This is a genomic window from Frigoribacterium sp. CFBP 8754 (assembly GCF_014841815.1).
Lineage (GTDB): Bacteria > Actinomycetota > Actinomycetes > Actinomycetales > Microbacteriaceae > Frigoribacterium > Frigoribacterium endophyticum.
The window spans coordinates 485,191-503,207 of the sequence record NZ_JACYUO010000001.1 but is presented as its reverse complement, the minus strand read 5'-3'; the positions used below and the strand labels follow the sequence as shown (position 1 = coordinate 503,207).

The window sequence follows — 18,017 nt, the reverse complement described above, 5'->3', positions numbered from 1 at the left end:
GCGGCACGTCACCCGAGATTAGTGCAGGAGGCGCCCGTCGGCTGGCACCCGCCGCCCGCCGCGTGGGAACATGGCGGCACCGCGGGGCGATCCCGCGGGCGGACCACCGGGGGGCACCATGACGGACGTGGACGGCTGGGCGGCGCCCGGCGCGGGCCGGGACGAGCCCCGCTGGGGCGAGCGCCTGCCCCCGGCGCCGGAGCAGCAGCCGGGCGGGCACCACCAGCCCACCGGGCAGCCGACTCCCCCCGGCCAGCCGACTCCCTACGGTCAGCCGACTCCTTACGGGCAGCCGACTCCCTACGGGCAGCCGACGCCGTACGGGCAGCAGGCGCCGTGGGCCCAGCAGCAGCCCCCCGCCCCGGGTCCGCCTCCCGGCTGGACGCCGCCTCCCCGCCCCGGGCTTCTCGCCCTCCGGCCGTTCACCTTCGGCGAGGTCCTCACGGGCTCGTTCCAGGTCTTCCGCCGGAACCCGCGCACCACCTTCGGCACCGCGCTCCTGGCCCAGGTCGTCCTGCTCGTCGTCACCCTCGGCGTCACCGGCGGCACGGCCGCGGCCGCCTTCAGCCGCGTCGACTCCGCCCTGCCCCAGGACCGCGACGCCGTGGCCGCCGGCGCGGTCGCGGTGACGCTCCTCTCGACGATCGTGCCCCTTCTCCTCTCCGTGGTCGTCAGCGCCCTGCTCCAGGGCCTCTTCGTGCTCGAGACCTCCCGCCAGCTGCTCGGCCAGCGGCTGCGCCTCGGCGGGCTGTGGGCGCTCACGGCCGGCCGGCGCGGCGCCCTCCTGGGCTGGTCGGCCCTGCTGACGCTGGCGTACCTGGTCGCCGTGGCGGTCGTCGCCGGCGTCGTGGCGCTGGGCTTCGTCGTCGGCGGCGGGACGGGCATCGCGATCGGCATCGTCTCGGGCCTCCTCGCGGGGCTCGGAGCGCTCGCCGTCGGGGTCTGGCTCAGCGTGCAGCTGAGCCTCGTGCCGAGCGCCCTGATGCTCGAGCGCCTCACCCTCGGCGCCGCGATCTCGCGCTCCTGGCGACTCGTCCGCGGCTCGTTCTGGCGCACCTTCGGCGTCGTCGTGCTCGTCCTCGTGATGATCCAGGTCGCCGCCCAGGTCGCGAGCACCCCGATCTCGCTCCTCGCCGGCCTCCTCGCCGGAGCGCTCGCGCCGACCGGCGACCTGACCTCCCCGACCGTCCTCGTCGTGACGGGCGCGGGGTACCTGCTGACCTTCGCCGTGGCCGCCGTGGTCGCGTCCATCGGCTCGGTCGTCCAGGCCGCGAGCACCGCCCTCGTGTACGTCGACCGCCGCATCCGCACCGAGGGGCTCGACCTCGAGCTCGTCCGGCACGTGGAGCGACGCGACGCCGGCCAGGCCGACCTGCCCGACCCGTGGCGCTCGCCCTGGGGCGACGCGGCTCCCCCGCGGTGACGTTCGCCTCCGCCGCCGTGACGCTCGTCGCCGCTCCGCTCCGGCCCGACCCCGAGGAGGCGCGGCGCCTGCTCCAGCAGGAGCTCACCGAGCGCGACTACGTCGCCGCCCAGCCGACCTGGCTCGACCGTGCCGCCGACGCGTTCTGGTCGTGGATCGAGGGCGTCCGGTTCGGCGACGCCGAGGGAGCACCGGCCGTCGCGCTCGTGATCGTCCTGGTCGTCGTCGTCGCGGTCGTCGTGGGCGTGGTGCTCGTCTACGGGGTGCCGCACCTGGAGCGCCGCTCCGCCCGCCCGGGCGAGCTCTTCGGCGACGACGACGAGCGCGACGCCGACGCCCTCCGCGCCTCCGCCCGGGAGGCCGCGGCGGCCGGCGACCTCGACCGCGCCGTCGTCGAGTCGTTCCGGGCCCTCGCACGGGCCCTCGTCGAGCGCGACGTGCTGACCACGAGCCCCGGCACCACGGCCCGCACGGTGGGCGACCGCGCGGCACGGCTCTTCCCGGCCCGGGCCGACCGCCTGCGGGCGGCCGCCCGGGCCTTCGACGAGGTCCGCTACCTCGACCGTCCGGGCACCGAGCAGGCCTGGCGCGAGATCACCGATCTCGACCGGGCGCTCGAGGGCGACCGGACGGCGGTGCCCGCATGACGACGTCGGCGCCGGCCGCGCCCTCCCGGTCGACCCCCGCGCCCCGCGCCGCCCTCCGCCGGGCCCGCCCGTGGGCCGTGCTCGCCGCGGGAGTCGTCGCGGTCGCGGTGGTCGTCGTGCTGCTGAGCGGCGGCGACGCGACGGGCGGGCGCGCCCTCGGCCCTGAGAACGCGGCCCCCGCGGGGGCGAAGGCCGTCGTCGAGGTGCTGAGGGAGCAGGGCGTCGAGGTGGAGGTGACCACCTCGCTGGCCGCCACGACCGCGCAGGCCCGGGCCGACGCCTCCGACACGACCGTGGTGGTCGACGACGCCGGCGCCCTGCTCGTCGCAGACCAGTGGCGGGACGTCGCCGCCTCCTCCGGCCGGACCCTCCTCCTCGCCCCCGACCAGGTGGCCCTCGACGCCCTGGCGCCCGGCCTCGCCCTGGCGGCCGAGGTCGACGACGTCGCCGTCGCGCCGGGCTGCGACCTGCCGGCGATCGCGCGCCTCGACCGCGTGCAGGGCGGCGGGTACGCCTACACGGTCGACGACGTCGCCCCGGGCGTCGACGTCACCACGTGCCTCGCCGACGACGCCTCGGGCGGCTCCGGCCTCGTCGAGCTGGTCGACGGCGACCGGACGGTGACCGTCCTGGGGGCCACCACCGCGATCAGCAACGGCGCCGTGCTCGACGACGACGACGCCGCCTTCGCGCTCTCGCTGCTCGGGCAGACCGGCCACGTCGTGTGGTACCTGCCCAGCCCGGACGACGTGCCCGAGGGCGGCGGAACCCTCGCGAGCCTGACGCCGGGGTGGGTCACCCCGGTGCTCGCCCTGCTGGCCCTGACGGCCGTCGTCGCCGGCGTGTGGCGCGGCCGTCGGCTCGGCCCCCTCGTGGTCGAGCGCCTGCCCGTGATAGTCCGGGCGTCCGAGACGACCGAGGGCCGGGCGCGCCTCTACGAGCGGTCGGGGTCGCGCCGGCACGCGCTCGACCAGCTCCGGATCGGCACCGTGGTGCGGCTCCGGCGCCGGGTCGGGTTGGCCGCCTCCGCGTCGCTCGACGACGTCCTCGCCCGCGTCGGTCAGCTCACCGGCGCCGACCCCCGCGGCCTCCGCCACGTGCTCGTGGACGCCGACCCCGCCGACGACCGCGAGCTCGTCCGCCTGAGCGACAGCCTGCTCGACCTCGAGCGCGCGGTCTCGGAGGCGGTGGCTCCCCGGTGACGGGCACCGCGCCTCCCCCGGGCCGCCGCGCCCCGAGACCTGCTCCCCGCCCCCACGAGATCCCCGGGAGGATCACCGCATGACCTCAGAACTCCAGCAGACCTTCGCCGCAGTGCGCACCGAGGTCGGCAAGGCCGTCGTCGCGCAGGACGGCGCGGTCACCGGGATGCTCGTGACGCTGCTCGCCCAGGGCCACGTGCTCCTCGAGGGCGTGCCCGGGGTCGCCAAGACGCTGCTCGTGCGGGCGCTCAGCCACGCGCTGTCGCTCGACACCGCCCGCGTGCAGTTCACCCCCGACCTGATGCCCGGCGACATCACCGGCTCGCTCGTCCACGACGCCGGCAGCGGCCGGTTCGAGTTCCGGCCCGGGCCCGTCTTCACCAACGTGCTGCTCGCCGACGAGATCAACCGCACGCCCCCCAAGACGCAGTCGGCGCTGCTCGAGGCGATGGAGGAGCGCCAGGTCTCGGTCGACGGCGTCAGCCGCCCGCTGCCGACGCCCTTCCTCGTCGCGGCGACGATGAACCCGGTCGAGTACGAGGGCACCTACACGCTGCCCGAGGCCCAGCTCGACAGGTTCCTCATGAAGCTCACCCTCGACCTGCCGCCCCGCGAGGCCGAGGTCGAGGTGCTCTCGCGGCACGCGGGCGGCTTCTCGCCCCGCGACCTCCGGGCCGCCGGGGTCACCCCCGTGCTCGGGGCGGAGGAACTCGCGCGGGCCCAGGCCGAGGTCGCCCGGGTGGGCGCCTCGCCCGACGTGCTGGCGTACATCGTCGACCTGGCCCGGGCGACCCGCGAGAGCCCGTCCGTCGCCGTCGGGGTGAGCCCCCGCGGCTCGACCGCGCTGCTCGCCGCGACCCGCGCCTGGGCCTGGCTGACCGGCTTCGACCGCGTCACGCCCGACCACGTGCAGGCGATGGCCCTGCCCGTGCTCCGGCACCGGCTGAAGCTCCGGCCCGAGGCCGAGCTCGAGGGCGTGGGCGCCGACGCGGTGCTCCGCTCGGTGCTGCAGCAGGTCCGGGTCCCCCTCTGAGCATGGCCGTCACCGGATGGACCGTGGCCCTGCTGGCCCTCGGCGTGGTGCCCCTCGTCGCGACCGGCGACGACCGGGTGCTGCTCGGCTGGATCGTGCTCGTCGCGCTGCTCGTGGCCCTCGACGTGCTGCTCGCCGCGTCGCCCCGGGCCCTCCGGCTGCGCCGAGAGCTGCCCGCGGCCGTCCGGCTGGGCGAGAGCACGGCGTCGCGCCTCGTCGTCGTCAACGACGGACGACGCCGCCTGCGCGGCGTGCTGCGCGACGCCTGGCAGCCGTCGGCGGGGGCCGCGTCGACCCGACGTCCGCTGTCGCTCCGGCCGGGGCGAGCGGTGACGCTGACGACGACCCTGACCCCCTTCCGCCGGGGCGACCGGCGGGCCGACGCGGTCACCGTCCGCTCGGTCGGCCCCCTGCGCCTCGCCGGCCGCCAGGCCACCGTGGAGCTGCCCGGCGTCGTCCGGGTGCTGCCCCGCTTCTCGTCACGGCGCCACCTCCCCTCCCGGCTCGCCCGCCTGCGCGAGCTCGACGGGAGGACGAGCGTCATGGTGCGCGGGCAGGGCACCGAGTTCGACAGCCTGCGCGAGTACGTCCGCGGCGACGACGTGCGGAGCATCGACTGGCGCGCGACGGCCCGCCGTGACGAGCTCGTCGTGCGCACCTGGCGCCCCGAGCGCGACCGCCGCATCGTCGTGGTCGTCGACAGCGGCAGGACCTCCGCGGCCCGGGTCGACGACGAGCCCCGCCTCGACACCGCCTTCGAGTCGGCGCTGCTGCTCGCGGCGCTGGCGTCGAGGGCCGGCGACCGGGTCGACGTCGTCGTCTTCGACCGCCGCGTGCGCGGTCGGGTGCAGGGCGCGACGGGGGCCGCCCTCCTCTCGTCGCTCGTCGACGTGCTCGCCCCGGTCGAGCCCGAGCTCGTCGACACCGACTGGTCGTCGGTGCCCGCCCTCGTCCGCTCGGTCACGAGCCAGCGGGCCCTGGTCGTGCTCGCGACCACCGTCGACTCCCCCGGCTCGGCCCGCAGCCTCCTCGCGGCCGTCCCGCAGCTCAGCCGTCAGCACCTCGTGGTCGTCGCCTCGGTGGCCGACCCGGCCCTGGCCGAGACGGCGCTCCGCCGTGACGGCCGGTCGGAGGTCTACCGGGCCGCCGCCGCCGAGCGGGCCGTGCTCGACGCCTCCCGCGTGGCCGCCGCCCTCCGTCAGGTGGGCGCCGACGTCGTGTCGGCCGCGCCCGCCGACCTGCCGCCGGCCCTGGCCGACCGCTACCTCGCGCTCAAGGCGGCCGGGCGGCTCTGAGCGGCCCGACGGCGCAGCCGCGGCCGCGGGCCCGGGCTCAGCCCGCGACGAGCTCCCGCGCACCCGCCTCGAACTCGTCGAGGTCTCCCGTCTGCCCCGCCCGGTGCGCCCGGCCGCCGAGCACCCACTGGTACGCGAGGAAGCCCGCGAGCGCGACCGTGCCGATGCCGATCTTGATCGCCCAGGGCCACGGCTGCCGGGTGACGAAGCCCTCGATCACCCCGGAGACGAGCAGCGAGAGCATCAGGCCCACGGCGATCGTGATGAGCGCCCGGCCGTCCTCCGCGAGCGCCTGGCCGCGCGTCCGGGCGCCGGGGGCGATCCACGACCAGGCGATCATGAGGCCCGCGGCCCCGGCGACGAAGATGCTGTAGAGCTCGAGCTGGCCGTGCGGGAGGATGTACAGGAAGAAGTAGTCGAGGCGGCCCTGGTCGGCCATGATGCCGGCCGAGACCCCGATGTTGATCGCGTTGCCGATGATCGCGTACGGCACCCACACGCCGGTGATGCCGAAGGCGACGCACTGAGCCGCGATGAAGGCGTTGTTCGTCCACACCTGGCCCGTGAACGACGACGGCGCGCTCTCGGAGTAGTAGTCCACGAAGTCCTCGGTGGCGAACTGCCGCCGGAACTCCGGCGTGCCGAACGACGCGAGCACGGACGGCGTCGAGGCCGCCCACACGGCGAACACCGTGGCGACGACCACCGTCGCGAGCAGCACGGCGAGCGAGAGCCAGCGCACGCGGTACAGCGCGGCCGGCAGCTGGACGACGAAGAACCCCGGCACCTGCGCGGCGAGGTCGCGCCCCGCGCCGGTGAACCGCAGGCGGGCCCGCGAGAGGGTCAGCGACAGGCGGTCGGCGACGACCGAGGGGCCGGTCGCCGTCTGCAGGGCGGACAGCTCGGCCGCGCCGGACTGGTACAGCCGGATGAGCTCGTCGGCCTCGGGCCCGGTGAGGCGCTGCCGGCGGGCGAGGCGGTCGAGCTCGGTCCACTCGTGACCGTGGGCGGCGGCGTAGGCGTCGAGATCCATTCTGCTTAGATACTAGGCATGTCCCGACCCCGCGCAGGTGGCAGAGCGCCGATCACGCTCCGGTCCGACCAGGTGGAGTCGCTGGGCGGCTCGTCCGACCAGCTGGTCGTCGGCGAGGCGGTCGCCCTCGACCTCCGCCCGACCGGCTTCGTGCTCCGGGTCGCCGGTGCCCTCATCGACTACGCGGTCTACGCCCTCGTGCTCGTCCTGCTGGTCGTCCTCGTCGGCGCGCTCTCGGAGGTCGGGGCGGTCGACGACGCCGTGGCCCAGGCCCTCGTCGTGGCCAGCGTCGTGTCGTGCCTGATCGGGCTCCCCCTCGTGGTCGAGACGGCCAGCCACGGCCGGTCGCTGGGCAAGCTCGCCACCGGCGCCCGCATCGTGCGGCTCGACGGCGGCGCGATCGGCCTCCGCCACGCCCTGACGCGCTCCCTCGTCGGCCTGCTCGAGATCGTCATGACGACCGGCGGCCTGGCGGTCGTCGTCGCCCTGCTCAACCGCTCGTCCCGGCGCCTGGGCGACCTGATGGCCGGCACGTACAGCCGCAACGAGCGGGCTCCGCGCATGGGCCGCGTCGTCGTGCAGCTGCCCCCGCACCTCGTGGGCTGGGCGGCCGTCGCCGACGTCGCCCGGCTGCCGGACCCGCTCGCCCGCCGCGTGGCGTCGTTCCTCCAGCAGGCCCCGGCGCTCTCGCCCGCCTCCCGGCACCGGGTCTCGGTCGGCCTCGCCGACGAGGTGGCCGCGTTCGTGTCGCCGGTGCCCGCGGTCGACGCCGAGTCGTTCCTCGCCGGCGTCAGCGCCCTCCGTCGCGACCGCGAGGCCGTCGCCCTCGGCCGGGAGGCCGCGCTCCTCCGGCGCCTCGACCCCGCCCTGACCGGCACGGTGCCCGGCTTCCCGACGCGCTGACCCTCGCCGTCGCGACCGCGGGGGCGCCCACGCTCTGCGCCCGCCCGTCGCCGGGCCCGCGCCGGGCGGCGTCGTCGTGCCAGCCCCGCCGCGTTCAGCCCCGCCCCGCCCCACGACGACGGAGGCCGCCTGGGAGGCGCGGCGTGCGCTCCCCGGACGGCCCCCGGCGACGAGGCGGACCCGCTGGCCCGCCCCGTGGTGGTCAGTACCGGTAGTGGTCGACCTTGTACGGCCCCGCCACGGGCACGCCGATGTAGGCGGCCTGCTCGTCGGTGAGGGTCGTCAGCTCGACGCCGAGGGCGTCGAGGTGCAGGCGCGCGACCTTCTCGTCGAGGTGCTTGGGCAGCACGTAGACGTCGGTCTCGTAGCGGTCCCGGTGCGCCCACAGCTCGATCTGGGCGAGCACCTGGTTGGCGAACGAGTTGCTCATCACGAACGAGGGGTGGCCGGTCGCGTTGCCGAGGTTCATCAGGCGGCCCTCGCTGAGCACGAGGATGCTGCGGCCGGTGGGCAGGCGCCACTCGTGCACCTGGGGCTTGATCTCGACGCGCTCGGCGCCGGCCAGCGACTCGAGGCCGGCCATGTCGATCTCGTTGTCGAAGTGGCCGACGTTGGCGACCACCGCGAGGTGCTTGAGGCCGAGGAGGTGGTCGACCGTGACGACGTTGAGGTTGCCGGTGCCCGTCACGAGGATGTCGACGGTGCCGACGACCGACTCGAGCTTCGCGACCTGGTAGCCGTCCATCGCGGCCTGGAGGGCGTTGATCGGGTCGACCTCGCTGACGATGACCCGCGCGCCCTGGCCGCGCAGCGCCTCCGCCGCGCCCTTGCCGACGTCGCCGTAGCCCGCGACGAAGGCGACCTTGCCGCCGATCAGCACGTCGGTGGCGCGGTTGAGGCCGTCGGGCAGCGAGTGGCGGATGCCGTACTTGTTGTCGAACTTCGACTTCGTGACCGAGTCGTTGACGTTGATCGCCGGGAAGAGCAGCTCGCCCGCGCGCGACAGCTCGTAGAGCCGGTGCACGCCGGTCGTGGTCTCTTCCGTCACGCCCTGGATCTCGGCGCCGATGGTCGTCCAGCGGTCGGTCGACTCGGCGAGCGAGCCGCGGAGCACCTCGAGGATGACCTTCCACTCCTGGCTGTCGCCGGGGGCGTCGGCGGGCACGGCGCCGGCGAGCTCGAACTCGCGGCCCTTGTGCACGAGCATCGTGGCGTCGCCGCCGTCGTCGAGGATCATGTTCGGGCCGGCGAACTCGGCGCCGGCCTCGGCCGCCTCGGCGGACCAGTCGAAGATCTGCGAGGTGCACCACCAGTACTCCTCCAGCGTCTCGCCCTTCCAGGCGAAGACGGGGACGCCCTGGGGCTGCTCGGGGGTGCCGGTGGGGCCGACGACGATCGCGGCGGCCGCTTCGTCCTGCGTGGAGAAGATGTTGCAGCTGGCCCACCGGACCTGGGCGCCGAGCGCCGTCAGGGTCTCGATCAGGACGGCGGTCTGCACCGTCATGTGCAGCGAGCCCGCGATGCGGGCGCCGGCGAGCGGCTGGGTCGGGCCGAACTCCTCACGGAGGGCCATGAGCCCCGGCATCTCGTTCTCGGCGAGGCGGAGCTGGTGGCGTCCGGCCTCGGCGAGGCTCAGGTCGGCGACCTTGTAGGGCAGCGAAGTCGTAGTAGTGGGCATGGGTCCATCCTCCCCCACGGGACAGCGTGTGTCGCGTCGCCGGGGCGACGCCCGGCAGCCCGTCAGGAACGGACGAGGCGCGCGATCGCGGCGGAGGCCTCGGCGATCTTCTGGTCGGCGACGGCCCCTCCCTCGCGGGCGGCCTCGGCGACGCAGTGCGCGAGGTGGTCCTCGAGCAGCTGCAGCGCCACCGTCTCGAGGGCCTTGGTCGCGGCGCTGACCTGGGTGAGGACGTCGATGCAGTAGACGTCGTCCTCGACCATGCGCTGGATGCCCCGCACCTGGCCCTCGGCCCGGCGCAGGCGCTTGACGATCTGCTCCTTCGAGCCGGCGCCCACGTAGCCGGGGCCCGCGGTCGCCCGGGAGTCGCGGGTCGGCTCCGGCGGGCCGGGCACCGCCCCCGGGTCGGCCTGGCCCTCGTCGTCGCGCACCGCGCCTCCTTCGTCCACGGCGCGAGCATACCCCCCTGGGGTACGCCCGCCCCGAGAGGACGCGACGTCGGCTACGCGCGGATGAGCGCGAGCACCTCGTCGCGGAGGCGCTCCATGCCCGCGGGCGTCGCCGCCTCGGCGTTGAGGCGCAGCAGCGGCTCCGTGTTCGAGGGGCGGACGTTGAACCACCAGAAGCCGTCGTCGGCCGTGCCCGAGACGGTGAGGCCGTCCAGCTCGTCGACGTCGCCCCGCGAGGCCCACGCCTCGACGATGCGCGTGTAGGCCGCGGGCACGTCGTCGACCGTCGAGTTGATCTCGCCGCTCGCCGCGTAGGGCGTGTACCGGTTCGTCAGCGTCGACAGGGGCTCGCCCTGGTGACCCAGCTCGGCGAGCACGTGCATCGCGGCGAGCATGCCGTTGTCGGCGCCCCAGAAGTCTCGGAAGTAGTAGTGGGCCGAGTGCTCGCCGCCGAAGATCGCGCCGGTGGCCTTCATCTCGTCCTTGATCAGCGAGTGGCCCACGCGCGTGCGGACGGGGGTGGCGCCCGCGGCGACGATCGCCTCGGGCACGGCCCGCGAGGTGATGAGGTTGTGGATGACCGCGATGTCGGCGTCGGGCTCGGCGGCGCGGACGCGCGCGATCTCGCGCACGGCGACGATGGCGGCGACGGCCGAGGGGGTGACCGCGTCGCCGTTCTCGTCGACGACGAAGCAGCGGTCGGCGTCGCCGTCGAAGGCGAGGCCGAGGTCGGCGCCGTGCTCGACGACGGCGGCCTGCAGGTCGACCAGGTTGGCCGGCTCGAGCGGGTTCGCCTCGTGGTTCGGGAAGGTGCCGTCGAGCTCGAAGTAGAGGGGGACGATCTCGAGGGGCAGGCCGGGCAGCCCGGCGGCCTCGCCGAGCACCGCGGGCACGGTCATGCCGCCCATGCCGTTCCCGGCGTCGACGACGACCTTCAGCGGCCGGACGCCCGCGAGGTCGACCAGGCCGCGGAGGTAGCCCGCGTAGTCCGCCAGGGCGTCGTACTCGCGGAGCGAACCGGGGGCGTCGACGGCGGTGACGCCGTCCGCGAGGTACGCGGCCGCGCGGTCGCGGACGTCGGCGAGGCCCGTGCCGAGGCTGATGCCCTGGGCACCGGCGCGGCTCATCTTGATGCCGTTGTAGGTGGCGGGGTTGTGGCTCGCCGTGAACATGGCGGCCGGGGCGTCGAGCGAGCCGGAGGCGAAGTACGACTCGTCGGTCGAGCACAGGCCGAGCGCGACGACGTCCGCGCCCCGGGCCCGGGCGCCGCGCGAGAAGGCGGCGGCGAAGGCGGGCGAGGAGTCGCGCATGTCGTGGCCGACGACGAGCTCTCGGCCGGCCCCCTCGACCTCGTCCGCGAAGGCGGCGCCGAACGCCTCGACGACCTCCTCCGTGAGCTGGCTCCCGACGAGCCCCCTCACGTCGTAGGTCTTCACGAAGGCGGTCAGGTCGACGGGGGACTCAGAGCTCATGGCCCAAAACTACCCGGCGCAGGACCTGCCAGCCCTGAGGCGCGGAGAGCGAGGCCGCGTGGCGGGCGCAGAGGTCGTAGCCGTGGGGCTCGACGCGCCCGCTCAGCGGACCGACGACGACCATCGAGTCGGCGTAGACGTAGGTCAGGGTCGCCACCGCTTCCTCGTGGCAGGTGACCTTGCTGCAGGGGCGCTCGTCCATCCGGGCCAGCGTACCCGTCCGCCCCGGAGGGTCCGCGTAGCATGGGCGGATGGCCAGGCCCCACCGCGTCACCGACCGGTCCCGACACCGCGACCGCCACGGCAGGGGGCTCCGGTCCTCCGTCGCGGGGCCGCACCTGCCCTTCCTGCGCACGCGGGTCGACACCTTCGACGACGTCGTCGCCGCCACCGTGGAGTACCTGCGGGAGCTGCGACCGGACGACCTCGACGACGTCACGGTCGAGGTCGAGGCGCTCCCCGCCGACCCGGACGAGGCGCGCGTCGAGCGCTGGCGCGTCGACCGGCGGGCACGCCGCGTCGTGCTCTACCGCCTCCCGATCGAGCGCCTCACGCCCGTCCCCGAGTCGCGGCGCCTGGCCGACCCGGAGCAGCAGCACCGGTCGGTCGTCGAGGGCTGGGTGTTCCGGGCCGTCGCCGACCTGCTCGGCGAGGACCCGTGGGAGATCGCTCCGGAGCGCTGGCGCGACGGCTGAGCCCACCGGGGCCAGCGCAGCCCGCGTGGCCCACGCCCGGAGCACCGGGGCCCGTCACGACCGCTACGGCAGCTACGGCCGCTACGGCCGCTACGGCCAGACGGTGACGGGCGAGGAGGCGGGCAACGGCGACGAGACCGCCCACGAGGCCAGGGCCCCGGGCGCGGAGAACGAGACCCCGGCCCGGAGGCCGTCGGCACCTCGGAGCGTCACGCGGTCGCCCGCGCCCACCGCCACCTCGACCGTGGAGCCGCCCGGCACCTCCCGGGGCTCCTCCTCGGCCTGCCCGGCCGCGTCGTCGCCGGCCGCCTCGACGGCCACGGACGCCGTCGCCGCGTCGGCGGACGGGTTGACGATGCTGAGGACGGCGCCCTCGCCGGCCGGCACCTGGACGAGCGTGTCGCCCTGCAGCGCCGAGGCGGACGAGGCCCAGGCCAGGTCGACCGCGCCCTCACCCGAGACCGTCGACGACCGGGCGCCCACCACGATCGGCACGGGCGACTCGACGCGGACGGTGTAGACCCCGTCCGCGAGGCCGTCGACCGGCACGTCGGTGACGCGCCCCGCACCGACCTCGGTCTCGAAGCTGGTGCCCGTCCCGTCGGCGGTGGCCACGTCGACCGTCACGGTGGCCCCCGTGTCGCCGGGCACGAGCACCCGGAGGACGCTCTGGAGGTCGGCGCTGCCCTCGTCGGCGAGGGCCGCCTCGAGGTTCGCCGAGTCACGGACGACGAGGCCCGGCACGACCGCGGTGGTGGCGGGCTCGGCCGAGCCGCTGACGATGTCGACGCCGCCCGGGTCGAGGGTGCGGACCACCGACTGCTGCAGCGTGGAGACGATGCGGCCGCCGCGGCTCTCCACGTGGACCACGGGGGACGCGAGGCCGGTGGCGAAGCCGGAGAGCGGAACGACCTTCTGGCTGCGCGGGGCCACCACGATGCCGTCGATGCCCGGCCCCTGGACGGTGCCGTCCTCGGCCCAGATGCCGAGGTCGACCGTCGAGTTCACGTCGGTGGGGTTGACGAGGGTGATGAGCGAGACGCGCCCGGTCTCGGTCGAGCCGCCCACCAGCCACGTCGAGCTCGTCGGCTCGGTGCAGGGGGCGGAGGCGAAGCCGACCAGGTCGTCCGAGTCGACGGCCTGGCTCTGTGCCGCCGCGACGAGGGGGACGTCGTCGCCGTCGACGGGTGCCGTCACGAGCTGCGGCGACGACGAGCTGCCGTCGGCGCCGGCGAGCGCCTCGACCTCGTCGTCGCCCGTCGAGCCCCGGTCGACGTCGGCGCGTCCGACGGCGCTGGCCGTGGTGGCCTGCTGCCCCTCCGCGTCCGAGAGGCGGAGGACGCTCCCGGCGCAGACGCGCTGCTGGTCGACGGGGACGGGGGTGACGAGCTGCCCGGCCGGCTCGGTGCGGAGCGCGGGCAGCGGCACGACGGCTGCGGCGCCGACCACGAGGGCCGCGACGGCGAGCCCCACGACGCCGACCACCACGCGCCCGGTGGTCCTGGCTGCGGATCGCTCAGTCATCTCGCTCCTCGTCGAAGGTGGTGGCGGGCTGCTCGGCCTCGGGCACGCCGGCCCGTGACCGACGCCGACGGGGCGTGGTCGGGAGCGCGAGCAGCAGGGCGGAGCCGAGCACCAGCGCCCACGTGACGCCGACGATCGGGCGGAGCGGCCCCGGGTCGGGGCGGTCGTCGGCCCGCTCGGACGCGGCGACGTAGCGCCAGAGGAGCCCGTTCGAGGTGTCGCCGACGGGCAGGAAGGTCGCGGTGCCGTCGAGGGCCTCCCCCGCACGGCGCTCGAGCGCCGCCGCCGCGGGCTCGTCGTCGGGCGTGCCGGTCAGCAGCACGAACCCGACGCCGAGGCGGTCGAGGTCGTCGGCCGGGTCGAAGCCGCTGCGGCTGACGAGGTTGCCCGCCAGGACGGTCAGGTCGCGGTCGGTCGTGCTGAGCCGCTGCGACGTGGCGTCGAGGGTCGACTGGTCGTCGAGCGTCGCCCCCTGGCCGCGCTCGAGCGAGACGGCGAGCGTGCCGTCGGGCTGGGGGGTGAGGACGAGGGTGCCGACGTCGGGCGACGCCTCGGCCTCCGCCGTGACGTAGGCCGAGAGGATGCGCCCCGAGCTCGGGCGGACGTCGGCCGTGCCGACGTAGGAGGCGAGGAGCACCGGCACGGCCACGGCGACGCTCGTGACGGCCACGAGCACGCCCGCCGGCGGGGCGACGCGGGGCAGGCGATCGAGGGTCACGGCGGCGGCGCCGACGAGGCCCAGCAGGTACAGGCTGAGGCCGCTGCCCGCCCAGACGGCGACGCTGTCGCTGCCGACGGCGGAGACGGAGACCTGGGTGGCGGCCACGGCGGTCAGGTAGCCGAGGAGGGCCAACGTGAGGGCGGGCACCGCGCGGCGCAGGGCGCCGACGAACGGGGCCGCCACGGCCAGGAGGGCGAGGGGCAGGAAGGCGGCCGCGACGACGACGGCGAGGGTCTCGGGCGGGAGGCTCGTCCCCGCCAGGAGCCGCGTCCAGCCGTTCAGCCCCGTCTCCGGCGAGGTGACGAGGAGCTGCAGCGGTGACGCGGGCTCCGTCCTGGCCGGCACGCCCGGGTCGGCGAAGACGCCCCACCAGGTGCCGCGACCGATCTGCACGATCGCGAGCGGCAGGAACAGCGCCACGGCCGGGAGGGGCACCGCGATCATCCGGTGGATGCCGCGCGGGCGGGTCGCGAGGGAGCCGAGCCAGATCACGACGAGCGCCGGCAGGAGCGACGGCGAGCAGGCCGCCACCAGGGCGAACAGGAGGGAGGCGGTGGCGCCGGCCGCCCAGGACCGGGCCGAGCCGATCAGGGCCCAGACCAGGAAGGGGAGGGCGGCGTGGGCGAGGGCGGCCCCGAGGTGGCCGGTCTGCAGGGCGGAGAGCACCGGCGACGAGAGGGCGTAGACGGCGGCGGCCACGGCGGGCACCCAGGTGCGCCCCGTGACGCGGCGCGTCGCGAACCAGGCGCCCAGCGCCGACACCGGCAGCGCGGTCAGGTAGACGAGGAGCACCGAGGTCGACGGGGACCACGCCGTGACGGAGCCGAGGACGGCGAGGACGGCCGTGAAGGGGTCCGACGGCCCGACGAAGCCGGTGCCGATGTCGCGCCAGCCCCAGCCGACCGACGACCAGAGGTCGCCGAGCGAGGTGCTGAGCGGGAGCAGGCCCCCGCCGGTGACGGCGGGCTGGCTCAGCAGGTCGAGGACGGCGACCGCCCCGACGACGGCGGTGAGCACGACGACCCAGAGCCCGCCCGAGCCGATGAAGCTGGCCTGCGGGTCACCCGCGTCCTCGCCCCGCGCGACGAGGGCGTCGCGCTCGGTCACCCGCCGTTCGCGGATCTGGTAGAAGGTCGCGCGGAGCGGCTCGATCGCCGCCCAGCTCGTCGTCCGCGTCCGCGACAGGGAGCGCCTCGCCTGGGCGATGCGCGTCCCGCCGAAGGCGGCGCGGAGGGCGGTGGCGAACTCGCCGCCGACGGCCCCCGGGTTCTTCGTGAGCAGGTGCCAGATGCTCCGGACCACGGCGAGGGGGACGAGGCTCAGCCAGTGCAGCGGCAGCGCGGCGGCCGGTGCGTAGACGAGCCGTCGGTGCAGCTGCGCCGACCGGTGGAGGCGCGTGCGGCGCCCGGCGCCGAGGGGCTCGGCCTGGCCGAAGTCCTCGGGCGGGCCGTCGCTCGCGACGCGGGCGTCGGAGACGAGCGCGACGCGGTGGCCGGCCAGGCGGGCGCGGACGGAGAAGTCGAGGGCCGCGTCGACGTGGGGCAGGCCGGGGTCGAAGCCGCCGAGGGCGGTCCACACGCTGCGGCGGACGAGCATCCCGCCGGCGGCGACGCCGAGCACGTCGTGGCGGTCGTCGTGCTGGCCCTGGTCGAGCTCGTTCTCCACGAGGGTGAGGGAGGCGCCGTAGCGCGTCACGGTCTCACCGAACCCGGCGATGACGGCGGGGTCGTCGAGGCGCATCAGCTTGGGCCCGACCACCGCGACCGAGGGCGACACCTCGACGGTGGAGAGCAGCCGTTCGAGGGCGCGGGGGCGCGGAGCGTTGTCGTGCCCCAGGAACCACAGCCACTCGTCGGCCTCGGAGTCGGCGTCGCCGCTCCCGGAGAGCCGGGCGCCGTGGGCGAGCGCCTCGACGAACGTCGTCGTCGGGGGCACGCTCGTCAGCTGGGCCGCGCCGCTCAGCGAGAGCCGCCCCGCCGCGCTGTCGCGCCCGCCGGCGTCGACGACGACGAGCGCCTCCGGCGGTCGCGTCTGGCGCGACAGCCCGTCGAGGGTTCGGTCGAGGTGCGTCGCTCCACCAGGGGCGACGAGGATCGCAGTGACTCTCGGTTGCATGACCTGTGCAGCCTAGGTCGGCCACCGAGGGCGACGGACGCGCCGCGCCGCGCCGCGCGTACCTGTGAGGGGTCGATGAACGACCGCGGCGCACGGCCCCGGGAGGGGTCGTGCGCCGTGGAGATGACGGTGGAGGAGCGGGCTAGGCGCGCTTCCGGAGCTTGCGTCGTTCGCGCTCCGAGAGGCCGCCCCAGATGCCGAAGCGCTCGTCGTTGCGGAGCGCGTACTCGAGGCACTGGGCCCGGACGTCGCACGAGGCGCAGATCTTCTTGGCGTCGCGGGTGGAGCCGCCCTTCTCGGGGAAGAACGCCTCGGGGTCGGTCTGCGCGCAGAGCGAGTCGGCCTGCCAGGACAGCTGGGCCTCGTCGTCGTCGACGGCGACCTTGCGGACCCCGGGGACGCCGAGCAGCACCGGATCGACGTGCCAGTCGTCGGGCACCCCCGCTCCGACGGCCACGGCCGCGCCGACGGACTGACCGGCACCGATCCCGTCGACACGGTTCTCGTTGATCGCCACAGCACCTCTCCCCTCGACGTCGTCGCCCCCCGAACGGCTGCGACTCAGGCAATTACACCGGTGTAACTACACGACGTCAAGTCGAGCCCCAATAAACCCTGGACCCCCCATCGAGGGTCAAGCTCGCTCCGGCGTGTCGGGGTACGATCCGCCCGGCCCGGGTGACGTCACCCGTCCTGGGCGCACGTCGTCGCGCCCCGGGCGTGTCGCGCGCCCCCTCCGGCACGGCCCCCGAGCCCTCCGACGACGCCCGGACCGGGGAGTCGCGGGTCGGGACGAGCGCCCCGGTTCAGCTCCGGGGAGCGGCGGCCCAGGCGCTGGTGACCATGTCGAGCAGGCTGTGCCGCATGACCCAGTCGAGGTCACGGCCGGCGAGCGTGCCGTCGGCGACGATCCGGTCGGGGTCGCCGGGGCGGCGGGGCGCCACCTCGGGCTCGAAGTCGACGCCGGTGCCCTCGCGCATGGCGTCCATGATCTCGCGGACGGACACCCCGCCTCCGGAGCCGAGGTTGTAGGCCGCCTCGACGGCCTCCCCGGCGTCGAGGCGGCGGGCCGCGGCCACGTGCGACACGGCCAGGTCGGAGACGTGGACGTAGTCGCGGACGCAGGTGCCGTCGGGCGTGTCGTAGTCGTCGCCGTTGATGCGGGGCGTGCGGCCGTCCGCCAGGGCGGCGAACACGAGGGGGAAGAGGTTGTGCGGGCTGGCGTCGTACAGCCCGGCCTCGCCGGAGCCCACGACGTTGAAGTACCGGAGGCTCGTGTGGCGCAGCCCGGCGGCGACGCCCTGGTCGCGCAGGAGCCACTCGCCGATCAGCTTGCTCTCGCCGTAGGGCGAGGCCGGCGCCTTCGGGGTGCCCTCCGTGACGAGCTCGGTGGGGGGCGTGCCGTAGACCGCCGCGCTCGAGGAGAACACGACGCGGTCGACGCCCGTCTCGGCCATCGCCTCGAGGAGCCTCTGGGTGCCGGTCACGTTCTGCTCGTAGGTGTGCAGCGGCCGCTGCACGGAGACGCCGGCGTACTTGTAGCCGGCGACGTGGACGACGCCCGTGACGCCGTGCGCGCGGATCGTGTCGACCAGGAGCTCGCGGTCGAGGATCGTGCCCCGGACGAACGGGACGCCCTCGGGGACGAACGCCTCGAGGCCGGACGACAGGTCGTCGTAGACGACGGCGTCGATGCCGGCCCTCGTGAACTCGCGGACGACGTGGGACCCGATGTAGCCGGCGCCGCCGGTGACCAACCATGACATGCGGCTCAGCCTACCGAGCGCGGGAGCGGCTCCCGCCGCGGCTGGCCGCGGCCGACCGCCC

General features: G+C 75.6%; 16 protein-coding genes. 7 read left to right on the top strand and 9 right to left on the bottom strand.

The genetic code is table 11. The features are described 5' to 3' along the window. Positions 1-118: 118 nt before the first annotated feature. The 5 genes from IFT72_RS02330 to IFT72_RS02310 all read left to right on the top strand — a co-directional run bounded on the left by IFT72_RS02330 (position 119) and on the right by IFT72_RS02310 (position 5,600). A complete protein-coding gene (locus IFT72_RS02330) occupies positions 119-1,423 on the top strand; it encodes a hypothetical protein (protein WP_192045465.1) in 1,305 nt (434 codons plus the stop codon). Continuing rightward, positions 1,420-2,070 carry a DUF4129 domain-containing protein gene (locus tag IFT72_RS02325; RefSeq protein ID WP_192045464.1) on the top strand — a complete coding sequence of 217 codons (651 nt, stop codon included), beginning with the start codon at positions 1,420-1,422 and terminating at the stop codon, positions 2,068-2,070. Before IFT72_RS02330 ends, IFT72_RS02325 begins: the two co-directional genes overlap by 4 nt. Next, entirely contained in the window at positions 2,067-3,272 is a 1,206-nt protein-coding gene (locus IFT72_RS02320) for a DUF4350 domain-containing protein (protein ID WP_192045463.1), read from the top strand. The genes IFT72_RS02325 and IFT72_RS02320 overlap by 4 nt, the downstream gene beginning before the upstream one ends. A 79-nt stretch (positions 3,273-3,351) precedes the next feature. Beyond that, positions 3,352-4,305, top strand: a complete 954-nt coding sequence (locus tag IFT72_RS02315) for a MoxR family ATPase (protein ID WP_056053416.1) — start codon at positions 3,352-3,354, stop codon at positions 4,303-4,305. A gap of 2 nt (positions 4,306-4,307) precedes the next feature. Beyond that, the gene (locus tag IFT72_RS02310; RefSeq protein ID WP_192045462.1) at positions 4,308-5,600 is read left to right on the top strand and encodes a DUF58 domain-containing protein; all 1,293 of its coding nucleotides are present in this window, start codon (positions 4,308-4,310) and stop codon (positions 5,598-5,600) included. Between the two features lie 37 nt (positions 5,601-5,637). Here the strand turns inward: IFT72_RS02310 and IFT72_RS02305 are convergent, their stop codons facing one another. Beyond that, entirely contained in the window at positions 5,638-6,633 is a 996-nt protein-coding gene (locus IFT72_RS02305; protein ID WP_192045461.1) for a stage II sporulation protein M, read from the bottom strand. 18 nt (positions 6,634-6,651) lie between these two features. On the opposite strand from IFT72_RS02305, the gene IFT72_RS02300 reads away from it, so the two are divergent. After that, positions 6,652-7,536 carry an RDD family protein gene (locus IFT72_RS02300; RefSeq protein ID WP_192045460.1) on the top strand — a complete coding sequence of 295 codons (885 nt, stop codon included), beginning with the start codon at positions 6,652-6,654 and terminating at the stop codon, positions 7,534-7,536. 202 nt (positions 7,537-7,738) lie between these two features. Here the strand turns inward: IFT72_RS02300 and ahcY are convergent, their stop codons facing one another. The 4 genes from ahcY to IFT72_RS02280 all read right to left on the bottom strand — a co-directional run bounded on the left by ahcY (position 7,739) and on the right by IFT72_RS02280 (position 11,337). Beyond that, the gene (ahcY, locus tag IFT72_RS02295; protein WP_056053406.1) at positions 7,739-9,214 is read right to left on the bottom strand and encodes an adenosylhomocysteinase; all 1,476 of its coding nucleotides are present in this window, start codon (positions 9,212-9,214) and stop codon (positions 7,739-7,741) included. Between the two features lie 62 nt (positions 9,215-9,276). After that, entirely contained in the window at positions 9,277-9,552 is a 276-nt protein-coding gene (locus IFT72_RS02290; protein WP_056055744.1) for a metal-sensitive transcriptional regulator, read from the bottom strand. A 164-nt stretch (positions 9,553-9,716) separates the two neighbouring features. After that, a complete protein-coding gene (locus IFT72_RS02285; RefSeq protein ID WP_056053403.1) occupies positions 9,717-11,135 on the bottom strand; it encodes a phosphomannomutase/phosphoglucomutase in 1,419 nt (472 codons plus the stop codon). Then, positions 11,125-11,337 (bottom strand): DUF3499 family protein, encoded by a 213-nt coding sequence (locus IFT72_RS02280; RefSeq protein WP_056053400.1) that lies wholly within the window; start codon positions 11,335-11,337, stop codon positions 11,125-11,127. The genes IFT72_RS02285 and IFT72_RS02280 overlap by 11 nt, the downstream gene beginning before the upstream one ends. A 49-nt stretch (positions 11,338-11,386) precedes the next feature. Here IFT72_RS02280 and IFT72_RS02275 point away from each other — a divergent pair, with 49 nt between their 5' ends. After that, positions 11,387-11,830: a hypothetical protein gene (locus tag IFT72_RS02275; protein WP_056053396.1), complete on the top strand. Its 444-nt coding sequence runs from the start codon at positions 11,387-11,389 to the stop codon at positions 11,828-11,830. A 90-nt stretch (positions 11,831-11,920) separates the two neighbouring features. Here the strand turns inward: IFT72_RS02275 and IFT72_RS02270 are convergent, their stop codons facing one another. The 4 genes from IFT72_RS02270 to galE form a co-directional block, all read right to left on the bottom strand. Further along, the gene (locus tag IFT72_RS02270; RefSeq protein ID WP_192045459.1) at positions 11,921-13,354 is read right to left on the bottom strand and encodes a DUF5719 family protein; all 1,434 of its coding nucleotides are present in this window, start codon (positions 13,352-13,354) and stop codon (positions 11,921-11,923) included. Then, positions 13,347-16,190 carry a glycosyltransferase gene (locus tag IFT72_RS02265; RefSeq protein WP_192045458.1) on the bottom strand — a complete coding sequence of 948 codons (2,844 nt, stop codon included), beginning with the start codon at positions 16,188-16,190 and terminating at the stop codon, positions 13,347-13,349. The genes IFT72_RS02270 and IFT72_RS02265 overlap by 8 nt, the downstream gene beginning before the upstream one ends. Positions 16,191-16,332: 142 nt before the next feature. Next, the gene (locus IFT72_RS02260) at positions 16,333-16,647 is read right to left on the bottom strand and encodes a WhiB family transcriptional regulator (RefSeq protein ID WP_156369966.1); all 315 of its coding nucleotides are present in this window, start codon (positions 16,645-16,647) and stop codon (positions 16,333-16,335) included. A gap of 349 nt (positions 16,648-16,996) precedes the next feature. After that, positions 16,997-17,956, bottom strand: coding sequence for a UDP-glucose 4-epimerase GalE (gene galE, locus IFT72_RS02255; RefSeq protein ID WP_056053387.1), 960 nt, complete (start codon positions 17,954-17,956; stop codon positions 16,997-16,999). Between the last annotated feature and the right edge of the window lie 61 nt (positions 17,957-18,017).

Bases quoted from the DNA above. Each gene is read 5' to 3' on its own strand.
- IFT72_RS02310 (WP_192045462.1), top strand. From the start codon at position 4,308: ATGGCCGTCACCGGATGGACCGTGGCCCTGCTGGCCCTCGGCGTGGTG.
- IFT72_RS02305 (WP_192045461.1), bottom strand. From the start codon at position 6,633: ATGGATCTCGACGCCTACGCCGCCGCCCACGGTCACGAGTGGACCGAG.
- IFT72_RS02330 (WP_192045465.1), top strand. From the start codon at position 119: ATGACGGACGTGGACGGCTGGGCGGCGCCCGGCGCGGGCCGGGACGAG.
- IFT72_RS02275 (WP_056053396.1), top strand. From the start codon at position 11,387: ATGGCCAGGCCCCACCGCGTCACCGACCGGTCCCGACACCGCGACCGC.
- IFT72_RS02300 (WP_192045460.1), top strand. From the start codon at position 6,652: ATGTCCCGACCCCGCGCAGGTGGCAGAGCGCCGATCACGCTCCGGTCC.
- IFT72_RS02280 (WP_056053400.1), bottom strand. From the start codon at position 11,337: ATGGACGAGCGCCCCTGCAGCAAGGTCACCTGCCACGAGGAAGCGGTG.
- IFT72_RS02285 (WP_056053403.1), bottom strand. From the start codon at position 11,135: ATGAGCTCTGAGTCCCCCGTCGACCTGACCGCCTTCGTGAAGACCTAC.
- ahcY (WP_056053406.1), bottom strand. From the start codon at position 9,214: ATGCCCACTACTACGACTTCGCTGCCCTACAAGGTCGCCGACCTGAGC.
- IFT72_RS02315 (WP_056053416.1), top strand. From the start codon at position 3,352: ATGACCTCAGAACTCCAGCAGACCTTCGCCGCAGTGCGCACCGAGGTC.
- IFT72_RS02320 (WP_192045463.1), top strand. From the start codon at position 2,067: ATGACGACGTCGGCGCCGGCCGCGCCCTCCCGGTCGACCCCCGCGCCC.
- IFT72_RS02265 (WP_192045458.1), bottom strand. From the start codon at position 16,190: ATGCAACCGAGAGTCACTGCGATCCTCGTCGCCCCTGGTGGAGCGACG.
- galE (WP_056053387.1), bottom strand. From the start codon at position 17,956: ATGTCATGGTTGGTCACCGGCGGCGCCGGCTACATCGGGTCCCACGTC.
- IFT72_RS02270 (WP_192045459.1), bottom strand. From the start codon at position 13,354: ATGACTGAGCGATCCGCAGCCAGGACCACCGGGCGCGTGGTGGTCGGC.